The organism is Zhihengliuella sp. (assembly GCF_031178195.1).
GTDB lineage: Bacteria > Actinomycetota > Actinomycetes > Actinomycetales > Micrococcaceae > Zhihengliuella.
In genome coordinates this window covers 247,593-267,247 of sequence record NZ_JAPSJL010000002.1, presented here as the reverse complement: position 1 = coordinate 267,247, position 19,655 = coordinate 247,593, and the positions used below count along the sequence as shown (strand labels likewise).

Annotated in this window: 21 protein-coding genes; 13 read left to right on the top strand and 8 right to left on the bottom strand. The window is 71.3% G+C overall.

Translation table 11 applies throughout. The features are described 5' to 3' along the window. Nucleotides 1-92: 92 nt before the first annotated feature. The gene (locus RIN46_RS03860) at nt 93-1,793 is read left to right on the top strand and encodes a VanW family protein (protein WP_309079892.1); all 1,701 of its coding nucleotides are present in this window, start codon (nt 93-95) and stop codon (nt 1,791-1,793) included. Between the two features lie 78 nt (nt 1,794-1,871). Here RIN46_RS03860 and RIN46_RS03855 read toward each other — a convergent pair whose 3' ends face one another. Both RIN46_RS03855 and RIN46_RS03850 read right to left on the bottom strand, forming a co-directional pair. Beyond that, nucleotides 1,872-2,642: an SDR family oxidoreductase gene (locus tag RIN46_RS03855; RefSeq protein ID WP_309079893.1), complete on the bottom strand. Its 771-nt coding sequence runs from the start codon at nt 2,640-2,642 to the stop codon at nt 1,872-1,874. 112 nt (nt 2,643-2,754) lie between these two features. After that, on the bottom strand, nt 2,755-3,477 hold the full coding sequence (locus tag RIN46_RS03850; protein ID WP_309079894.1) for a beta-ketoacyl-ACP reductase: 723 nt from the start codon (nt 3,475-3,477) through the stop codon (nt 2,755-2,757). A 166-nt stretch (nt 3,478-3,643) separates the two neighbouring features. Between RIN46_RS03850 and RIN46_RS03845 the strand changes: the two genes are divergently transcribed. Genes RIN46_RS03845 through RIN46_RS03835 form a run of 3 tightly spaced genes read left to right on the top strand, consistent with a single transcriptional unit; the run spans nt 3,644 to nt 5,242 of the window. Beyond that, nucleotides 3,644-4,051 carry a DUF3099 domain-containing protein gene (locus tag RIN46_RS03845; protein WP_309079895.1) on the top strand — a complete coding sequence of 136 codons (408 nt, stop codon included), beginning with the start codon at nt 3,644-3,646 and terminating at the stop codon, nt 4,049-4,051. Then, nucleotides 4,048-4,338, top strand: coding sequence for a hypothetical protein (locus RIN46_RS03840; RefSeq protein ID WP_309079896.1), 291 nt, complete (start codon nt 4,048-4,050; stop codon nt 4,336-4,338). The genes RIN46_RS03845 and RIN46_RS03840 overlap by 4 nt, the downstream gene beginning before the upstream one ends. A gap of 4 nt (nt 4,339-4,342) precedes the next feature. Next, nucleotides 4,343-5,242, top strand: coding sequence for an SURF1 family protein (locus tag RIN46_RS03835; RefSeq protein ID WP_309079897.1), 900 nt, complete (start codon nt 4,343-4,345; stop codon nt 5,240-5,242). Nucleotides 5,243-5,352: 110 nt separating this feature from the next. Here the strand turns inward: RIN46_RS03835 and RIN46_RS03830 are convergent, their stop codons facing one another. Beyond that, complete coding sequence (locus tag RIN46_RS03830; protein ID WP_309079898.1) at nt 5,353-6,954, bottom strand: ABC-F family ATP-binding cassette domain-containing protein; 1,602 nt, start codon at nt 6,952-6,954, stop codon at nt 5,353-5,355. A 106-nt stretch (nt 6,955-7,060) separates the two neighbouring features. On the opposite strand from RIN46_RS03830, the gene RIN46_RS03825 reads away from it, so the two are divergent. The 3 genes from RIN46_RS03825 to RIN46_RS03815 are packed head-to-tail and all read left to right on the top strand — an operon-like array spanning nt 7,061 to nt 9,132. Next, nucleotides 7,061-7,717, top strand: coding sequence for a biotin transporter BioY (locus RIN46_RS03825; protein ID WP_309079899.1), 657 nt, complete (start codon nt 7,061-7,063; stop codon nt 7,715-7,717). 33 nt (nt 7,718-7,750) lie between these two features. Next, nucleotides 7,751-8,482, top strand: coding sequence for an ABC transporter ATP-binding protein (locus tag RIN46_RS03820; protein ID WP_309079900.1), 732 nt, complete (start codon nt 7,751-7,753; stop codon nt 8,480-8,482). Further along, the gene (locus RIN46_RS03815) at nt 8,482-9,132 is read left to right on the top strand and encodes an energy-coupling factor transporter transmembrane protein EcfT (protein WP_309079901.1); all 651 of its coding nucleotides are present in this window, start codon (nt 8,482-8,484) and stop codon (nt 9,130-9,132) included. Before RIN46_RS03820 ends, RIN46_RS03815 begins: the two co-directional genes overlap by 1 nt. Nucleotides 9,133-9,260: 128 nt before the next feature. On the opposite strand, the gene RIN46_RS03810 is transcribed toward RIN46_RS03815, so the two are convergent. From RIN46_RS03810 to RIN46_RS03790, 5 genes are all read right to left on the bottom strand, one after another. After that, a complete protein-coding gene (locus tag RIN46_RS03810; RefSeq protein WP_309079902.1) occupies nt 9,261-9,596 on the bottom strand; it encodes a metal-sulfur cluster assembly factor in 336 nt (111 codons plus the stop codon). A gap of 2 nt (nt 9,597-9,598) precedes the next feature. Then, nucleotides 9,599-10,354 (bottom strand): Fe-S cluster assembly ATPase SufC, encoded by a 756-nt coding sequence (gene sufC / locus RIN46_RS03805; RefSeq protein WP_309079903.1) that lies wholly within the window; start codon nt 10,352-10,354, stop codon nt 9,599-9,601. Between the two features lie 134 nt (nt 10,355-10,488). After that, a complete protein-coding gene (gene sufD / locus RIN46_RS03800) occupies nt 10,489-11,766 on the bottom strand; it encodes a Fe-S cluster assembly protein SufD (protein WP_309079904.1) in 1,278 nt (425 codons plus the stop codon). Between the two features lie 2 nt (nt 11,767-11,768). Continuing rightward, nucleotides 11,769-13,229: a Fe-S cluster assembly protein SufB gene (gene sufB / locus RIN46_RS03795; protein WP_309079905.1), complete on the bottom strand. Its 1,461-nt coding sequence runs from the start codon at nt 13,227-13,229 to the stop codon at nt 11,769-11,771. Beyond that, nucleotides 13,226-13,969, bottom strand: coding sequence for a helix-turn-helix domain-containing protein (locus RIN46_RS03790; RefSeq protein ID WP_309079906.1), 744 nt, complete (start codon nt 13,967-13,969; stop codon nt 13,226-13,228). Before RIN46_RS03790 ends, sufB begins: the two co-directional genes overlap by 4 nt. Nucleotides 13,970-14,240: 271 nt before the next feature. Here RIN46_RS03790 and RIN46_RS03785 point away from each other — a divergent pair, with 271 nt between their 5' ends. The 6 genes from RIN46_RS03785 to RIN46_RS03760 all read left to right on the top strand — a co-directional run. Next, a complete protein-coding gene (locus RIN46_RS03785) occupies nt 14,241-15,299 on the top strand; it encodes an ABC transporter ATP-binding protein (RefSeq protein ID WP_309079907.1) in 1,059 nt (352 codons plus the stop codon). After that, nucleotides 15,296-16,069 carry an ABC transporter permease gene (locus RIN46_RS03780; RefSeq protein ID WP_309079908.1) on the top strand — a complete coding sequence of 258 codons (774 nt, stop codon included), beginning with the start codon at nt 15,296-15,298 and terminating at the stop codon, nt 16,067-16,069. The genes RIN46_RS03785 and RIN46_RS03780 overlap by 4 nt, the downstream gene beginning before the upstream one ends. Nucleotides 16,070-16,140: 71 nt before the next feature. Then, complete coding sequence (locus tag RIN46_RS03775; protein WP_309079909.1) at nt 16,141-17,067, top strand: COX15/CtaA family protein; 927 nt, start codon at nt 16,141-16,143, stop codon at nt 17,065-17,067. A gap of 176 nt (nt 17,068-17,243) precedes the next feature. Beyond that, nucleotides 17,244-17,696: a GNAT family N-acetyltransferase gene (locus tag RIN46_RS03770; RefSeq protein ID WP_309080125.1), complete on the top strand. Its 453-nt coding sequence runs from the start codon at nt 17,244-17,246 to the stop codon at nt 17,694-17,696. After that, complete coding sequence (locus tag RIN46_RS03765) at nt 17,693-19,102, top strand: alpha/beta fold hydrolase (RefSeq protein ID WP_309079910.1); 1,410 nt, start codon at nt 17,693-17,695, stop codon at nt 19,100-19,102. Before RIN46_RS03770 ends, RIN46_RS03765 begins: the two co-directional genes overlap by 4 nt. Next, nucleotides 19,099-19,655: HhH-GPD-type base excision DNA repair protein (locus tag RIN46_RS03760; RefSeq protein ID WP_309109437.1), on the top strand; the 557-nt coding region annotated here is incomplete at its 3' end. The genes RIN46_RS03765 and RIN46_RS03760, both read left to right, overlap by 4 nt.

Genomic DNA, 19,655 nt, shown 5'->3' with positions numbered 1-19,655 from the left:
GACCGCGCCCGGCCACGGCTACTCTTGGTTGATGCGGCTGCATCCGCTCCGCCGCGCCCTCCCTTTCTGACACAGCTTTCGAGAGACTACGCGTGACCTCCTCTAAGAAGAAGCCCTCCCGGACCGCCAGGGGCTGGATCATCGGCGGTTCCCTCGCCGTGCTCGCCGTCGGCGGCTACATCGGCGCGGCAGCCGTCCTGGGCGGCGCCGTTCCCCGCGGGACCACCGTGCACGGCGTGCCCGTCGGCGGAATGAGCCACGAACAGGCCCTGGAGCGGCTCTCCGCCGAGCTCGAGCCCCTGGCGGAGGAGCCCATCGCCGTGACGGCCGGCGACGCCGAGGCGACCCTCGATCCCGCCGCGTCTGGTCTCGGGCTCGATCTGGAGGCGACGATCGCCGACTACACCGGCTTCACCCTGGATCCCGTGGTCCTCTGGCGGCACGTCGTCGGCGGCGGCGAGCTCGCCCCCGTGGCGGACATCGACCGGCCGAAGCTGGAGTCGGCGATCGCCGACGCGGCGGAGAAGCTCAACCGCGAACCCGTCGAGGGCAAGCTCGCCTACGACGGGGTCACCCCCGTGGTCACCGAGCCCGTCGAGGGACTCCAGGTGGCCCAGAGCGCCGCTTCCGGGACCGTCGCCGAGCGCTGGTTCGACCCCGCCGGACCGATCGAGCTGCCCACGACCCCGACTCCGCCGGAGATCGTCGGCACCGCGTTCAAGGAGGCCGCCGAAAACCTGGCCGAGCCGCTCGTCGCCGGGCCGATCACGGTCCAGGCCGGCGACCTCGTCGCCGAAGTCAGTCCGGAGGCCCTGGCCGCCGCCGCCCAGTTCGAGACGGAGGACGGCAGCGTCACCCTGGCCCTCGACTCCGAGAAGCTCCTGGCCTCCGTCAGGGAGGCCAACCCCGACCTCGGCGTCGACGCCCAGGACGCGCGCATCACCCTGAAGCGGGGGAAGCCGGCCATCGTCCCGCACCAGACCGGCCGCCAGGTCAACCCCGAAGGTCTCGGCGAAAAGGTCGTGGCCGCGAGCACCACCGAGGAGCGCACCGTCTCGGTCGAGGTCGTCGAGACCCAGCCGGAGTTCACGACCGCGGACGCCGAGGCACTGGGCGTCAAGGAGGTCGTCGTCGACTTCTCGACGCCGTATCCGACCTACGACTCCGTCCGGACCAAGAATCTGGTGGCCGGATCCCAGAAGCTCACCGGCGTGGTCGTCAAGCCGGGCGAGACGTTCTCCCTGCTCGGGGTCCTCAGCCCCATCACCAAGGAGAACGGCTACTTCGAGTCCGGCGTCGTCGAGGACGGCTTCTCCAGCACCGCCGTCGGCGGCGGGCTCTCGCAGATCTCCACCCAGATGTTCAACGTCGGCTGGCTCGCCGGATTCGACGACGTCGAGCACCGCCCGCACTCCCGGTGGTTCGACCGCTACCCGGCCGGCCGCGAGGCGACGCTCTGGGAGGGCCAGATCGACATGAAGTGGCGGAACAACACGGACACCGCGGTCATGATCCACTCCTGGGTCGCCGACGGCCGCGTGCACACGCGCCTCTGGGGCACCAAGCACTGGACCGTGACGAGCAAGACGAGCGACCACTACAACCTCGTCGAGCCGGAGACCAAGTACAACGAGGCCGACGAGTGCGTCCCCGAGCGCGGCGGCCAGCCGGGCTTCACCGTCGACGTGACCCGGACGCGCACCTCCGCGGAGGAGACCCTGCCGCCGGACACGTTGCGCTGGACGTACCAGCCGTGGCACAAGGTCGTCTGCGGGCCCCCGCCCGGCGACTAGCGGCAGACGAGAGCGGGTCCCCCGGCGCAGCGCCGACGGGACCCGCTCTCGTCTGTCCGGACCCTGGGCCCGGCCCGGTCAGCCGCGGGCGCTGAGGAAGTCCTCGGCCCCGCCCACGTACTCCGTGTGACCGTGCTCGACGTCGGCCGTCACCATCTGCGCGACCTCGGCCGCGAACTCCTCCACGGAGTAGAGCTTGCCGGCGGCCTCGCGGCGGGCCTCGATGGCGCCGGGCGTGGAGCGATCCAGCAGCGTCGCGGTGATGGTGCCCTCGATCATGTCGCCGGAGACGACGACGAGCTTGATGCCCTTCTCCTCGAGCTCCGGCAGCCGCTCGCGCAGGGCGTCCTCGCCGGCCCGCTTGGACTTGGCGACCGGGACGTAGGCGTCCATGGTCGGAACGGTGTGGATGAAGTGCGCCTGATGGCTGGTGACGAACACGACGCGCGAGCCCGGCTTCATGGCACCCATCGCGGCCTCGAGCATGCTCACCTGCGCGTCCCGGTTCAGGCGCAGGGCGTAGTCCTCGCCGAGGCCGGACTCCATGCCGCCCGAGGCGTTCAGGACCAGGAGGTCCAGGCCGCCGAACTGCTCGACGGCGGCGTCGACGAGCGTCTGCGCGCCGCCCTCGGCCGTCAGGTCCGCGCCGACGGCGACGGCACGGCCGCCGGCCTCCTCGATGGCGGCGACGACCTTGTTGGCCCGTGGGGCCTTCTGGCGGTAGTTGATGACCACGGAGGCGCCCCGGGCGGCCAGGAGCTTGGCCGTCTCGGCGCCGATGCCGCGGGACGATCCGGTGACGATGGCGGCCTTGCCGCTCAGATCCTTGGCTGCGGTCGTTTCGCTCATGCTGGCTCCTCCAGGTGGATGGCTCTCGTGTCGGGCCCGCACCAACGCGTCGGGCGTCCGGAACCATCTTGCCAGCCCCGGACGCCCTGTCGGTTGTAGGAAACCTCTAAGTTTAGTGACCCATGCCCAAGCCACCGTCGACCGGGATCACGGCGCCGGAGATGTAGGCGGCCTCGTCGGAGGCGACCCAGCGGACGACGCCGGCGACCTCCTCGGGCTCCGCGAACCGGCCCGCCGGGATGGACCCGAGGTAGCTCTTCTGGGTCTCCTCCGGCAGGGCCGCGGTCATGTCGGTGTTGATGAACCCCGGTGCGACCACGTTCGCGGTGATGCCGCGACCGCCGAGCTCGCGCGTGAGCGACCGGGCGATGCCGATCAGGCCGGCCTTGGACGCGGCGTAGTTAACCTGCCCGGGCGAGCCGTAGAGCCCCACAACCGAGGAGATCAGCACCACGCGGCCGCGGCGGAGTCGGATCATGCCCTTCGAGGCGCGCTTGACGACCCGGAACGCTCCGGAGAGGTTCGTGTCGACGACCTGGGTGAAGTCCTCCTCGCTCATGCGCAGGAGCAGCGTGTCCTTGGTCATGCCGGCGTTGGCGACGAGCACCTCCACGGGGCCATGCTGCGCCTCGATCTCCGTGAAGGCGGCGTCGATCGACGCGGCGTCGGTGACGTCCGCCTTCACGCCGAGGAGCCCCTCGGGGACATCGCCGCTGCGGTACGTGATCGCCACCTGATCGCCGTCGGCCTCAAAGGCGCGGGCGATGGCGAGGCCGATGCCTCGGTTGCCGCCGGTGACGAGGACGGAGCGGGGTGCGGGCGTCGGATCGGGCATGAAAATTCCTCCGGTGGTGGGGGCTCGGTGTCCCGGTCATCCTACCGGCCGTCGGTTCGGATTCCGGGGCCCCGCGGTGAGACAATGGGACGAGGTAGCCATGGACATTCCCCAGCCCCACGAACACGGTTCGCATCATCGCGGCGGCCGCCGGCCGGAGCCCGCGGTGTACACGATCACAGAGGCCGAAGAGGCGCACTCGGTGGACGTGCACTCGCGCATGTTCAAGTACACCCTGACCATGGGGATCCGCGTGGCCTGCTTCATCGCGGCGTTCTTCTTCCTCGACTCGTGGTTCGTGTGGGTGTGCCTCGCCGGCGCGACGTTCCTGCCGTGGGTCGCCGTCGTCATCGCCAACGGCGCCGGCCGAGACCACCTGCGCGACACGCCGGCATCGTTCGTCGATCCGCCGCAGCAGGCGGCCCTCGAGGCCCGGCCCACCGACGACGCCGGGCCCGACGGGCACGACGGGCCCGAGACGATGGAGGGCGAGTTCTACACCGGGACCGACGACGACGCCGGGCAGGACGGGCCAGAGGGGAAGCGACGCGACGAGGGAGGAACCGCCGCATGAGCATCTTCGACCAGCTCGCCGGCCATCAGGGGCCGGAGGTGCCCACGTGCTCCCGCAAGGGCTGCCGGGCGCCCGCCGCGTGGTCCCTGCTCTGGAACAACCCCCGCATCCACACACCCGAGCGGCGCAAGCAGTGGCTGGCGTGCCCGGAGCATCGCGACTGGCTGCAGGACTACCTGACGCAGCGCGGCCTCTGGAAGGAGACCGTCCCCTTCGACCGGGCCGCCCCGTCGGCGGACGCCCCGCCCTCGGGCCCGCCGTCTGCCCGCACCAGCAAGGAGAACTGACCCGGTGTACCGCTTTCTCGTCAGCACCCGCTGGGTCGGCTGGCTCGCCCTCGTCTGCGTCTTCGCGGCGGCCTGCTGGGGTCTCGGCAACTGGCAGATGAACCGGCTGGACCAGGCCCGGGCCGCCAACCAGATCGTCGAGCAGAACTACGACGCCGCCCCCCGCCCCTACGCTGACGCGTCCGGGCTCCTCGAGTCGCTCCCCCGCGAGGCCGAGTGGACCCCGGTGCGGATGACCGGCGAGTACCTGGCCGAGGACACGATCGTTGCGCGCAACCGCCCGCTGGGCGGCCGGCCGGGCTACGAGGTCCTCGTCCCCTTCCGCACGCAGGCCGGCGACGTCGTCGTCGTCGACCGCGGATGGCTTCCGATCGGCAACGACCAGGCCGGCCGTCCCGACGCCATCCCCGCCCCGCCGTCCGGGACGGTCGAGGCGGTCGTCCGCGTCCGTCCCTACGAGCCCGAGCTCGACCGCGGCGCCCCGGACGGACAGGTGGCGTCGATCGAGCGCCGGGCGATCGAGCGGCAGCTCGACTACGCCGTGGCGCCGGGCGCGTACGGCGTCATCGCCTCGGAGACGCCGGCTGCGGAGCCGATGCCGGCGGCCCTGGAGAAGCCCGAGCTCGACGAGGGCAACCACCTCTCCTACTCGCTGCAGTGGTTCGCGTTCGGCGTGCTCGGCTTCGTGGCCCTGGTCTGGGCGGCGCGCCAGCAGGCACGGATCAACCGCGAGGACCGCGAGGCCGCAGCGGAGGCCGAGGCCGCAGGCGTGGAGGTCGTCCACTCGGCTTACCGGCCTCCCCGGAGGAAGCCGGTACGGCGCAGGGACGGCGCGCCGACCGACGAGGAACTCGAGGACGCGTACCTGGACGCCCTGGAAGGCAGCAGGCGCCCTCCACAGTAGGTACGAATGCGTGCCCGATCGCCCAGCGCCGGTGAGCGGCGAACGCCGGCGGAACAGCAGAGGGACGGCCCCGCACGGGGCCGTCCCTCGCGTGTCTCAGTGGCGGGGACTCACGCGAGGGTGACGAGCTCGAGGTACTCGTCGCTGAACAGGTCCTCGTCGCCGTCCGGCAGCAGGACCACGCGCTCGGGGTTCAGCGCCTGGACCGCTCCCTCGTCGTGGCTGACCATGACGACGGCTCCCTCGAAGTTGGACAGTGCGTTGAGGATCTCGGCACGGGAGGCCGGGTCCAGGTTGTTGGTCGGCTCGTCCAGCAGCAGCACGTTGGCGCTCGAGGCGACGATGGTCGCCAGGGCCAGGCGCGTCTTCTCTCCGCCGGAGAGCACGCCGGCGGGCTTGTCCACGTCGTCGCCGACGAACAGGAACGAGCCGAGGATGCCGCGGATATCCGCGTCGCCCAGATGGCTCGGCGCGGAACGGCGCATGTTCTCCAGGACGCTCGCGTCGTGGTCCAGGGTCTCGTGCTCCTGGGCGTAGTAGCCCACCTTCAGCCCGTGGCCGGGCTGGATCTCGCCGGTGTCCGGCTGCGCGACCCCGGCGAGCATGCGCAGCAGGGTGGTCTTGCCCGCGCCGTTCAGCCCGAGGATGACGACCTTGGAGCCGCGGTCGATCGCCAGTGAGACGTCGGTGAAGATCTCGAGGGAGCCGTAGGACTTGCTGAGCCCCTCCGCCATGAGCGGGGTCTTCCCGCAGGGCGCCGGGGTCGGGAACCGCAGCGCGGCCACGCGGTCGACCTGGCGCACGTCCTCGAGCCCGGCGAGCAGTTTGTCGGCGCGGGCGGCCATCTGGTGCGCGGCCGAGGCCTTGGAGGCCTTGGCGCCGAAGCGCGCGGCACGGTCCTTGAGCTGGGCGGCCTTCTTCTCCGCCGTGGCGCGTTCCTTGCGCCGGCGTTCCTCGTCCGCGACGCGCTGGTCCTGGTAGCGCTTCCAGCCCATGTTGTAGAGATCCACCGTGGCTCGCATGGCGTCGAGGTAGAGCACCTTGTTGACGGTCGCCTCGAGCAGCTCGGTGTCGTGCGAGATGACCAGCAGGCCGCCCTGGTGGTTCTTGAGGAACTCGCGCAACCAGGCGATGGAGTCGGCGTCGAGGTGGTTGGTCGGCTCATCGAGCAGGAGCGTATCCGCATTGGAGTAGAGGATGCGGGCCAGCTCGACGCGGCGGCGCTGACCGCCGGAGAGCGTCTTCAGGGGCTGGTTGAGGATCCGCTCGGGCAGGGCGAGGTTGTTGGAGATTGCTGCGGCCTCGGACTCCGCGGCGTAACCGCCGGCGGCGATGAACTCCGCCTCCAGCCGGTCGTAGCGGCGCATGGCCTTGGCCTGGACCTCGGCGTCCTCGCTGGCCATCTCGTCCTGGACTCTGCGCAGCCGGCCGACGATCTCGTCCATGCCGCGGGCCGCGAGGATCCGGTCGCGGGCGAGCTGGTCCATGTTCGGCGTGCGGGGGTCCTGCGGGAGGTAGCCGACGCTCCCGCTGCTCGTGACGGTTCCGCCGGCGGGCTGCCCCTCCCCCGCCAGGACGCGGGTCATCGTGGTCTTGCCGGCGCCGTTGCGCCCGACCAGACCGATCTTGTCTCCATTGTCGATGCGGAACGAGACGCCTTCCATGAGCAGGCGTGCGCCGGCGCGCAGTTCAAGGTCGGCAACGGATATCACGGGGGTTTCAACTCCAGACGGAAAGCAATGCAGGGCGACATACCAGTCTATCGGTGACGGCTCGTGTAGGATCGTTGAACACTGTTCAAGAGGAGTGAGATTCACCATGCCGATCCGCAACCCCGACGCCGTCGTGCCCGATTCCGCCCCCGGCACCCCGGCCGCCGACGCACCGAGGCGCTCCGCCGCCACGGCCCGCGACGTCGCCTTCATCGCCGTCTTCGCCGCCCTGCTGGCCGTGCTCGCCCTCCTGCCCGCCATCCCGGTGGGCCCGCTGGGCGTGCCGATCACCCTGCAGACCCTCGGCGTGGCGCTGTGCGGGCTCATCCTCGGCGCCTGGCGCGGCGCCGCGGCCGTGCTGCTCTACGTCGTCGTCGGACTGGCCGGGCTGCCGGTGTTCGCGCAGTTCTCCGGCGGGCTGGGCGTCCTCGCCGGCCCGACCGCCGGGTACCTGCTCGCGTTCCCGCTCAACGCCCTGATCGTGGGTGCCGTCGCGACCCGCGCCCTCGCCCGCCGCCCCGCCCGCGGCCCTGGGGCCCTCCTGCTGCTCGTGCTCGCCTGCCTCGCCGGATCGTTCCTGGCCACCCACCCGCTCGGCATCCTGGGCATGAGCCTCAATGCCCAGCTGCCGCTGGCGCAGGCGGCCCTGTACGACCTCCCGTACTGGCCCGGCGACCTGGTCAAGTGCTTCCTCGCAGCGCTCATCGCCCTGACCGTGTTCAAGGCGTTCCCGCGGCTGGCCCGCCGGGACTTCCGGGGCTAGCACGGGACCCGGATCGGCGGGATCATGGAGACCATGCCAGCACCATCCATCGTGTTCGAGTCCGCGGGAGTGTCGGTCCCGGACGAGGATGCGCAGCGCCGCGGCCTGCCCGACGCCGCCCGCGACCTCCTGCATCCACTCACGCTGACGCTGACCGAGCGGCGCATCGCGGTCATCGGCGCCAACGGCTCGGGAAAGTCCACGCTGCTGAAGCTGATCAACGGCCTGGCGCGGCCGAGCACCGGGCGGGTCCTCGTCGACGGCGCGTGCACCGTCCGGGACACCGGGCGCGTGCGCCGGACGGTCGGGTTCCTCTTCACCGACCCGCTCGCCCAACTGGTGATGCCGGTGGTGGTCGAGGACGTCGAGCTCTCGCTCCGGGCCCGGGTCCGTGACCGCGCCGAGCGGCGGGCGCACGCGCTGGAGGTGCTCGCCCGCCTGGGGATCGAACGTCTCGCGGAGCGCAGCGTCTATGACCTCTCCGGCGGCGAGCGGCAGCTGGCCGCCCTGGCGACCGTCCTGGCCGCCGGCCAGCGGATTCTCGTCGCGGACGAGCCGACCACGCTGCTGGACCTGCGCAACGACGCGCTGCTGCGGCGGACCCTCGACGGGCTTGAGCAGCAGGTCGTCTACGCGACGCACGACCTCGCCTTCGCAGCGGAGGCGGACCGAGCCCTCGTCGTCGAGGACGGCCGGATCGTCTTCGACGGAGCCGCGTCCGACGCCGTCGACGCCTACCGGCACCTGGCCCTGGAGGGCGTCTGATGCGCGCCCGCGCGGATCGATTCGGCCTCTTCGTCCCCGGCAGCTCCCCGATCCACCGGGCGCCGCTGTGGGCCAAGTACCTGGCGGTCCTCGCGATCGGTGCCGCGGCCCTGGTGTGGCGCATCGCACCCGTCGCCGTGGGGCTCACCGCCCTGACTGTCCTGCTCTACGCCCTGGCCGGGCGCCACGTGCTGAGCCGCTGGGCGTGGCCGCTGAAGCACCTCTGGTGGATGTTCGCCATCCTGGGTGTGCACCAGTGGTGGCTCGCCGGCGGGGGCCTGGCCGGCCTCTGGCACGCGGTCGGCATCGTCGGAAGCATGCTCGCCGCGCTGCAGGCGGCCCGGTTGCTGCTGCTCAGCACCGAGCAGGCCGACCTGCTGGACGGGCTGGCCCGGGCGCTCGCCCCCCTGCGGCGCCTCGGCGTGGACGCGGACGCGGTCACCCTCGCCCTTCACGTCATGCTGCGGAGCATCCCCGCCCTCGCCGGGGCCGCCGGCGACGTGACCGACGCTGCGACGGCCCGCGGCCTCCGGCGGAACCCGCTCGTGCTCGCCGGGCCGGTGGTGGTCAGCGCGGTCGGCTACGCGCACCGCACCGCCGACGCGCTCGCGGCCCGCGGCCTGATGGACCGGGACGACGACGCCGCATAGCCGTCCGGGGCCCGCCCTCGGGCCCCCGAACGGCCGGCCGCCTGATCAACGACGACGGGACCGCAGCCCTCCGCGGAGGGCTGCGGTCCCGTCGTCGTGCGCCGCTGCAGGGGCGGCGGAGTCTGGTCTCAGATGTTGAAGCCGAGGGCCCGCATCTGGTCGCGACCGTCGTCGGTGATCCGCTCCGGACCCCACGGCGGCATCCAGACCCAGTTGAGCCGGTGCGCGTCCACCACGCTCTCCAGCGAGGACGCGACCTGCTCCTCGAGGATGTCGGTGAGCGGGCAGGCGGCCGTCGTCAGGGTCATGTCGATGATGAGCGTGCCCTCGTCGTCGTACTTCAGCCCGTAGAGCAGGCCGAGGTCCACGATGTTGACCCCGAGCTCGGGGTCGATCACGTCCTTCAGCGCCTCCTCGACGTCCTCGAGGGGCGTCTGGGTGCTGCCGTGGGTCTCCTCGCTCATGGCTAGGCCTTCACGAGGAAGCGGTCGTAGCCCTCTTCCTCGAGCTGGTCGGCCAGCTCCGGGCCGCCCTGCTCGGCGACGCGGCCGTCGACGAACACGTGCACGAAGTCCGGCTTGATGTAGCGCAGGATGCGGGTGTAGTGCGTGATCAGCAGCGTGCCCATCTCGTTCTGCTCGGAGGCGCGGTTGACGCCGTCGGAGACGACCTTCAGCGCGTCGACGTCGAGCCCGGAGTCGGTCTCGTCGAGGATGGCGAACTTGGGCTTGAAGAGCTCCATCTGCAGGATCTCGACGCGCTTCTTCTCACCGCCGGAGAAGCCCTCGTTGACGTTGCGGTTGGCGAAGTCGGCATCGATCTTCAGGTTCTCCATGGCCGCCTTGACGTCCTTGGTCCAGTGGCGCAGGCTCGGGGCCTCGCCGTCGATCGCGGTCTTGGCGGTGCGCAGGAAGTTCGTCATGGTCACGCCCGGGACCTCGACCGGGTACTGCATGGCCAGGAAGAGGCCGGCGCGGGCGCGCTCGTCGACGCCCATCTCCAGCACGTCCTCGCCGTCCAGCAGGATCGAGCCCGAGGTCACGTTGTAGCGCGGGTGCCCGGCGATGGTCGAGGCCAGCGTGGACTTGCCGGAGCCATTGGGGCCCATGATGGCGTGCGTCTCGCCGGTCTTGATCGTCAGGGTCACGCCCTTGAGGATTTCCTTGGTGCCCTGCTCCGTGTCGATCGAGACGTGCAGGTCCTTGATTTCCAGAGTAGACATGGTGTCCGTTTTCTCCTGATAGGCCGGGTCGCCCGGCGTCGTGGGGTATGTCTGGCGGTCTCCGGCGGGCTGCCGCCGGCGATGCCGTGAAGTGGCGGGCCGGCCGCCGCGCGAGCGGAGGCCGGCGGAGGGGTCTAGACCTCGGTGGCCGCGAGCTCGGACTCGACGGTCTCGTTGAGCCGCTCCTCGAGCTGCGGGTCCTCGATCTTCTGCAGGATCTCGTTGAGGAAGCCGCGGACCACCAGGCGGCGGGCCGTCTTCTCGTCGATGCCGCGAGCCATCAGGTAGAACAGGTGCTCGTCGTTGAACCGGCCGGTGGTGCTGGCGTGGCCGGCCCCCTCGATCTGGCCCGTCTCGATCTCGAGGTTCGGGACCGAGTCGGACCGAGTGCCGTCCGTGAGGACCAGGTTGCGGTTGGCCTCGTAGGAGTCGGTGCCCTCGGCGTTCTTGCGGATCAGGACGTCGCCCACCCACACGGTGTGCGCGTTCTCGCCCTGCAGCGCACCCTTGTAGAGGACGTCGGACTTGCAGTTCGGCTGCGCGTGGTCCACCAGGAGGCGGTGCTCCAGGTGCTGGCCGGCGTCCGCGAAGTACAGGCCGTACATCTCGGCCTCGGCGCCCGGACCGGCGAAGCGGGCCGACGGCGTCATGCGGACCAGGTCGCCGCCGAAGGAGACGGTGACGTGGCGGAAGTAGGCGTCCTTGGCGATGCGCGCCTGCTGGCTCGACGCGTGGATCGCGGTGTCCTCCCATTCCTGCAGCGAGATCACGGTCAGCCGCGCGCCCTCCTGAACGTCGATCTCGACGTTCTGGGAGAGGACGGCCGAGCCGACGTGGTCGAGCACGACGACGGCGCTGGAGTTCGGCTCCGCCACCACCACGAGGTGCTGGGCGGCGGCCTCGGCCGAGTCGCCCTTGATGGTCAGCGTGGCGGCGGCGCCCTCGGCCCCGGCCGGGACCGTGACGATCGTCGCCTCGGCGGCCGCGTTCCAGGCGAGGGCCGAGACGCGGTCCTCCGGCACGCCGGCGGAGCGGACGCGGGCGTCGTCCATGCCCGCGGTCTCGACGGTCGCGCCGCCGGAGAGATCGGCGGCGACGGCTGGCGCGGCACCGGTCGGCGCCTGCTTGTGCAGGGCGCCGAGGCGCTTGAGCGGGGTGAAGCGCCAGTCCTCCTCGCGGCCGGTCAGAGCCGGGAAGTCCTCGACGTCGTAGCTGGTGGGGCGCTCGCCCCGGGAGGCCTGCGGGACGGAGGCGGCCGGGCCATGGCTGTGGGCCTTGGCGGCGTCCCCGCCGATCGGCGAGGAGGTCTCGTTCACCGGGGAGAGGTTCTCCCCCTCCTCGGTGAAGCCTGCGATCGACGGAGCGCCGATACGGGCCTTCTCGCCGGACATTGCGGTTGCGGTCTCAGACATGATTAACCGACGGATCCTTCCATCTGCAGTTCAATGAGGCGGTTCAGCTCGAGTGCGTACTCCATCGGCAGCTCCCGGGCGATCGGCTCGATGAAGCCGCGCACGATCATCGCCATGGCCTCGTCCTCCGCCAGCCCGCGGGACATCAGGTAGAACAGCTGCTCCTCGGAGACGCGCGAGACGGTCGCCTCGTGGCCCATGGTCACGTCGTCCTCGCGGACGTCGATGTACGGGTACGTGTCCGAACGGCTGATGGTGTCCACCAGCAGCGCGTCGCAGACCACCGAGTTCTTCGCGCCCTTGGCACCCTCGCGGACCTGGACCAGACCGCGGTAGGCCGAGCGGCCACCGTTGCGGGCCACCGACTTCGCGACGATCGAGGACGAGGTGTTCGGCGCGATGTGGACCATCTTCGAGCCGGTGTCCTGGTGCTGGCCCTCGCCGGCGAAGGCGATGGAGAGCGTCTCGCCCTTGGCGTGCTCGCCGACCAGGTAGACGGCCGGGTACTTCATGGTGACCTTGGAGCCGATGTTGCCGTCGACCCACTCCATGGTCGCGCCCTCTTCGCAGACGGCGCGCTTGGTGACCAGGTTGTACACGTTGTTCGACCAGTTCTGGATGGTCGTGTAGCGGACGCGGGCGCCCTTCTTCACGATGATCTCGACGACGGCCGAGTGCAGCGAGTCCGACTGGTAGATCGGCGCGGTGCAGCCCTCGATGTAGTGGACGTAGGAGTCCTCGTCCGCGATGATCAGCGTGCGCTCGAACTGGCCCATGTTCTCGGTGTTGATCCGGAAGTAGGCCTGCAGCGGGATCTCGACGTGCACGCCCTTGGGGACGTAGACGAACGAGCCGCCCGACCAGACGGCCGTGTTCAGCGAGGCGAACTTGTTGTCGCCGACCGGGATGACCGAGCCGAAGTACTCCTGGAAGATCTCCGGGTGCTCGCGCAGGCCCGTGTCGGTGTCCAGGAAGATGACGCCCTGCCGCTCCAGGTCCTCGCGGAGCTGGTGGTAGACGACCTCGGACTCGTACTGCGCGGCGACGCCGGACACCAGGCGCTGCTTCTCCGCCTCGGGGATGCCGAGCTTGTCGTACGTGTTCTTGATGTCTTCGGGCAGCTCGTCCCAGGTGGTCGCCTGCTTCTCGGTGGAGCGGACGAAGTACTTGATGTTGTCGAAGTCGATCCCGGTGAGGTCGGCGCCCCACGTCGGCATCGGCTTGCGGTCGAAGTACTTCAGCCCCTTGAGGCGCAGGTCGAGCATCCACTCGGGCTCGCTCTTCTTCGCGGAGATGTCGCGGACGACCTCCTCGCTCAGGCCGCGGCGCGCGTTCGCGCCGGCGTCGTTCTTGTCCGACCAGCCGTACTCGTAGTTGCCGATGCCGTGGAGCTCGGGATTCTTCTCGAGGATCTCGGCGATCACACCTGGATCGGCGGCCTCTTGTGAAATCTGATCCGTCATCGCAGCCTCTCCTGCTTGTTGATCTTGATTCGAGTTCTCTTCTCAGCTCGCTGAGGAGTCTTGTGTCGCCCCACGGGCACGTGCGTGGTGCACACGTGCCCGCCGCGGGCGAGCGTCGACAGCCTGCGCACGTCGACGCCCAGCAGCCGGGCGAAAGTCTTGGTCTCTTCCTCGCAGAAGTCCGGGAACTCCGACGCGAGGCCCTGGATGGGGCAGTGCCCCTGGCAGAGCTGGATGCTCTGCATGGCCTCGGGCAGGTTCGCCCCGACGTCGCGGGTGTATCCGACGAACCCGTCCTCCGCCAGCGCTTTCGCGAGGACGTCGGCGCGGGCGCTGACGTCCTCTCCCGCCGCCTCGACGAGGGGACGGTAGCGCTCCTCCATCGCCCGGAAGCGGCGAGCCGCGAAGGCCGCGACGGCGTCGTCCCCGGCCGCGTTGCGCAGTTCCGTCAGCGCCTCGCTGGCGAGGTCCAGGTAGTCGTTGCCGAGCTTCGCCTGACCTCGGTGGCTGAGCACGTAGCGCCGCGCCGGACGACCGGCCCCGCTGCCCTGGCTCGCGATGAGCTTGACCTCGACCAGGCCCTGCCTGCTCAGCGCGTCGAGATGGCGGCGGACGGCGGCCGGGGTGAAGCCGAGCGACTCGCCGAGCTCGGCCGCACTGACCGGCCCCTCCTCGAGCACCGCCTGGAGGACCCGGTCACGGGTGCGCTCCTCGGTCTCGGGGGTGCGAGTCTCGGGCATGCGGCGATCCGGGGCGTTCACCCCGTCCACGTCAGGTCTGCTCACATCGGCTGAATACACAACATAATCATGACCTATTCAAAACTAATCCGCTAGGAAGGCGACCCTTAATAGCAGGCCCCGTGAGGTGAGGTTCGGCACCCCTGCCCAGCCGACCACGCGGTGCTGCCGTCCAGCCTAGCCGCGCGGGCGTGGAGTCCTCGATCATTACGCCCGCGGAACCGGACTGTGACGGGCCGGCGTCGTCCTCTACGTCGCGTAGAATGTCCCCGTGTCTTCGTCAACCCCTGCCCTGACGGTCGACGGCCTCCGCAAGGACTTCGGCCCGATCGCCGCGCTCGACGGCCGGATGGTGCGGGTCCTGCACGGGATCCACCTGCGGGCCGAATTCGGCGCCGTCACCACGCTCCTCGGGACCAACGGGGCCGGCAAGTCCACGACGCTGGCCTGCGCGCAGGGGTTGCTGAAGCCGGACGGTGGAACCGTCTCGCTGCTCGGCCACGATCCGTACCGGGCCGGCTCGGAGATCCGCTCCCGCGTCGGCGTGATGCTCCAGGACGGCGGGCTGCCGCCGTCGGTGCGGCCGGCCGCGCTGCTCAAGCACGTGGCGGGCATGTTCCGCACCCCGGAGGATCCGGTGGCCCTGATGGCGCGGCTGGGCATCGACGAGTTCGCGCACACCCCCATCCGACGACTCTCCGGCGGGCAGAAGCAGCGGGTCGCGCTGGCCGCCGCCCTGGTCGGCCGCCCCGAGGCCGTGTTCCTCGACGAGCCCAGCGCCGGACTGGACCCCCAGTCCCGCCAGACGGTCTTCGAGCTGATCCGCGAGCTGCGCGACGCCGGGCTGGCCATCGTCCTCACCACGCATCTGATGGACGACGCACAGCGCCTCTCCGACTACGTCTACATCATCGCCGGGGGCCGCAACGTCGCCGAGGGCACCGTGGCCGAGCTGACCTCGCACGAGCCGACGGAGGCGCGGGTCCTGGAGCTCGCCGCAGAAGGCCGGCTCGCCGCCGACCCCGGGCTGACCGCCGCGGGCCTGACGGTGCACCCCGACGGCGACGGCCGGGTCCGCATCGCCGGCATCTCCACCACGGCACACCTCTCGGCGGTCACGGCATGGCTGGAGCGCCGCGGCGTGCTGCCGACGGCGCTGAGCATGCAGCCGCGGACCCTGGAGGACGTGTTCCTCCATCTGGCGGGAGGCTCCGCCGCGGACAGTGCCGGCCGCCCCCTCGACCCGCCTGGCGCACCCGATCACCGGAATCGTCGCCTCCCCCAAGAACAGGCCACTCCCCTGGAACAACGCCCGAACGGAACGGCATGAGCACTCCCCTCGCCCCCTCGCGGCACGGTGGCAACGCCGCCTCCCTGCCCGTCCGGATCCTCCGCCACGGCCGCTACGAGACAGGCCTGATGCTGCGCAACGGCGAGCAGCTGGTCCTGGCCGTCGTCCTGCCGTTGCTGGCGCTCGTCGGACTCACACTCGTGGACGTGCTCGACGGCGTCGGTCCCACGCGGATCGACGCCGCCGCTCCGGGCGTGCTGGCCCTGTGCGTCGTCTCCACGGCGTTCACCGGCCAGGGCATCGCCACCGGCTTCGACCGCCGCTACGGCGTCCTGACCTTCCTCTCGACCACCCCGCTGGGCAAGGCCGGCCTGATCTTCGGCAAGGCCGTCGCCGTGCTCTGCGTCCTCGCCCTGCAGGTGGTGCTGGTCTCGGCCGTCGCCCTCGTCCTCGGGTGGCGTCCCGACCCCGCCGGGATCCTGGCCGCCCTGCCGCTGCTGCTGCTCGGCACGGCTGCCTTCACGTCCCTGGGCCTGCTGATCGCCGGCACCGTGCGCCCCGAGGCGACTCTGGCCATCACCAACCTGGCCTGGGTCCTGCTCGCGGCCGCTGGCGGCCTGCTGCTGCCGGCCGACCGGCTCCCGGGCGCCCTGTCCGCCCTGGTGGGCTTCCTCCCCTCGGCCGCACTGGGCGACGGCCTCCGGGCCGCCCTGATGGACGGTGTGCTGCCCCTGGGACCCGTCGTCGTCCTGCTGCTCTGGGCGGTCGCCGCGGGCGCGGCCGCGACCCGGTGGTTCAAGTGGACCTGACCCCCGCCCGCCGACCGTCCGGCTCCCACGAGTCGATCCCTCCCCTCCCGCCCTCCGATCGGAGACCCGCTGTGACCGCGACCGCCGCCCGCTGGACCGACCGCCTGCCAACCCGCGTGGGTCGGGGCGTGCACACGCTCGCCATCGCGTCGCTGATCTCGCAGATCGGCATCATCGTGACCGGGGGCGCGGTCCGGCTCACGGAGTCGGGCCTGGGCTGCTCGGAGTGGCCGAACTGCGTGCCGGGATCCATGACCCCGACGCCGGAGATGGGCATCCACGGGCTCATCGAGTTCGGCAACCGCACCCTGACGTTCGTCCTGACGGCGATCGCCGTCGCGATGATCGTCTCCGTCTGGAGGATGCGGAGGACGGAGCCGGTCGTGTTCCGGCTCGCCGTCGGACTGTTCGGCGTCATCCCGGCCCAAGCGGTCATCGGCGGCATCACCGTCTGGACGGACCTGAACCCCTGGGTGGTGAGCCTGCACTTCCTGGTCTCGGCCGTCGTCGTCGCGGTCGCGGTACTCCTGGTGAACCGCACGGGCATGGCCCGGCGCGGCGAGGACTCCGTGGCGGTCAGGCCCCTGGCGAGGCCCGTCCGCGCCCTCGGCTGGACGGTGCTCGCCACCGCGGCCGCCGCCGTCGTCCTGGGCACCGTCGTCACCGGCACCGGGCCGCACGCGGGCGACGCCGCCTCGCCCCGCCACCCGTTCGACGCCGAGATCGTGACGCGGATGCACACCGCGCCCGTGTACCTGCTGGTGGCCGCCACACTCGTGCTGCTGTTGCTCGTGGCCCGGGACGCGCGCCAGCGCGCGCTGCGCCGTGCCGTCATGCTCCTCCTGGCCGTGGTCCTCCTGCAGGGCGCCATCGGCTACTGGCAGCACTTCACGGGCCTGCCCGTGGCCCTCGTGCTGACCCACATGCTCGGCTCGGCGCTACTGGTCGCTGCGGCGGCCAACGTGTGGGACCGTGCCACCGGCCGCTTCCCGCTCTGAGCCGTCCGGACGCGCCAGACCGACCCGACTTGCACCCGCGGGCCACGCTGGCATAGGAAGTCCTCATGACTTCCGACACCTCCGCGGCCCAGCCCGCCCCCGCTGGAGCCGCCCCCGCCGCGGCTCCCGTCCGGATCCGTCCCGCGGAGCCGCGCGACGTGCCCCACCTGCTGGGCATGATCAACGAGCTCGCCGCCTATGAGCGCGAGCCCGACGCCGTCCGCACGACCGAGGCGATGCTCCAGGACCACCTGTTCGGGAAGCAGCCGGGGGTCTTCGCCCACGTCGCCGCGATCCCGGGCGCCGACGGCGACGACGTCGTCGGGATGGCGATCTGGTACCTCACCTACTCGACCTGGGAGGGCGTCCACGGGATCCATCTGGAGGACCTCTACGTGCGGCCCGAGGCGCGCGGGACCGGCAGCGGCAAGGCGCTCCTGGCCACGCTGGCCGCAATCGCCGTCGAACGCGGCTACCGGCGCCTGGAATGGCAGGTCCTGGACTGGAACGCGCCCGCCATCGGCTTCTACGACGCCCTCGGCGCCGGCTCGCTGGACGGCTGGACGACCCGCCGGCTGCACGGGGACGCGCTGCAGGCCGTCGCCGCGCAGGCGCCGGTGACGACGTGAGCGGGGCCGCACCCGCCCCGCTCGCCGCAGGCCACACCGTCCGCGGCAGCCACAGCCTCCGCGGGCTGCGCACCACCGAGCACTGGTTCGACGTCCCCCTGGACCACGGGGCACCGTCCGGGGAACGCTTGTCCGTGTTCGCCCGCGAGGTCGTCTCCGCCCGCCACGCCGACCCCGATCAACTGCCCTGGCTGCTCTACCTCCAGGGCGGCCCGGGCAGCGGGGCGCCGCGCGCCACGAGCCTCTCCGGCTGGCTGGCCGAGGCGGCCGAGCACTTCCGGGTCCTGCTGCTGGACCAGCGGGGCACGGGCCTGAGCTCGCCCGTGAACCGCCAGACGCTCCCCCTCCGCGGGGACGCCGCCGCTCAGGCGGCCTACCTCCGCCGCTTCCGGGCGGACTCGATCGTGCACGACGCCGAGGCGATCCGGCGCGCGCTGGGCCTCGAGCGCTGGAGCACGCTGGGCCAGAGCTACGGCGGATTCATCACGCTGACCTACCTCTCCCTGGCACCGGAGGGCCTCGAGCGGTCGCTGATCACCGGCGGCCTCGCCCCGCTGAGCGGGCACGCCGAGCGCGTCTACCGCGCCACCTACGCCCGCATGGCGGCCCGGAACCGGGAGTACTTCGAGTGGTACCCCGGCGACCGGGCGACGCTCGACGAGGTCTTCGAGCACGTCTCGCGGGTGCGGGAGATCCTGCCCGACGGTCGTCCGGTCACCCGGGGGCTCGTGCAGATGCTGGGCCAGTACCTCGGCGGCAACGCGCGCGTGCACCAGCTGCACCACGTGCTCGAGCAGCCCTTCGTGCGGACCCGGGACGGCCGACGCCTCGCCGACACGTTCGTCGAGACGCTCCAGCAGCAGGTCTCGCGCCTGTCCAACCCGCTCTACGCGCTGATGCACGAGTCGATCTACGGTCAGGCCGGGCTCGGCCGCCGGCACGACGGTCCCGGCGGCGTCGCCACCGCGTGGGCCGCCGATCGGGTCCTCGCCGAGTTCCCGGACTTCCGCCCCGAGGCCGCTCAACCGCTGCTGACCGGCGAGATGGTCTACCCCTGGTACTTCGCCGATGATCCCGCGCTCGCCCCGCTGCGGGAGACAGCGGAGGTCCTCGCAGGAATCGACGACTGGGAGGACCTGTACGACCTCGAGGTGCTGGCGGAGAACCGCGTCCCCGTGGCCGCGGCGGTCTACAGCGACGACGTCTACGTCGACCGGGAGCTGAGCCTCGAGACCGCGGCCCGCGTGCGCGGACTGCGGGTCTGGGAGTCCGCGGACTTCCACCACGACGGCATCGCCGACGACGGTGCCCACATCCTCCGCACCCTGCTGGCGATGACCTCGCCGGTGGGCGCGGAGTCCGACGATGCGCCGGTGTCCGTCGGCGCCGAGGAAGGTCGATCATGAGTCTCTACATCACCGGCGATTCCGACGCCGACCGACTGCTGGCGGAGAATCCGCTGGCCCTGCTGCTGGGTATGCTGCTGGACCAGCAGGTCACGATGGAGTCCGCGTTCGCCGGGCCGGCGAAGATCGCCGAACGGGCCGGCACTCTCGATCCCGCAACGCTGGCCTCCGCCGACCCGGCGGAGTTCGAGGAACTCTTCCGGATCAGTCCTGCCGTCCACCGTTTCCCCGGGTCCATGGCGGCCCGCGTGCAGGCGGTCTGCGCGGCGGTACGCGACGACTGGGACTCGCAGGCGGAGAACATCTGGACCCGCGGCGGGCCCACCGGCGCCGAGGTGCTCAAGCGCCTGAAAGCGCTGCCCGGGTTCGGCGACCAGAAGGCCCGGATCTTCCTCGCCCTGCTGGGCAAGCAGTTCGGACTGGAGGCACCCGGGTGGCGGGAGGCCGCCGGGCCCTACGGCGCCGAGGACTTGCTGATGTCGGTCGCCGACATCGTGGACCCGGTCTCCCTGGCGAAGGTCCGGGAGAACAAGAAGGCGATGAAGGCGGCCGC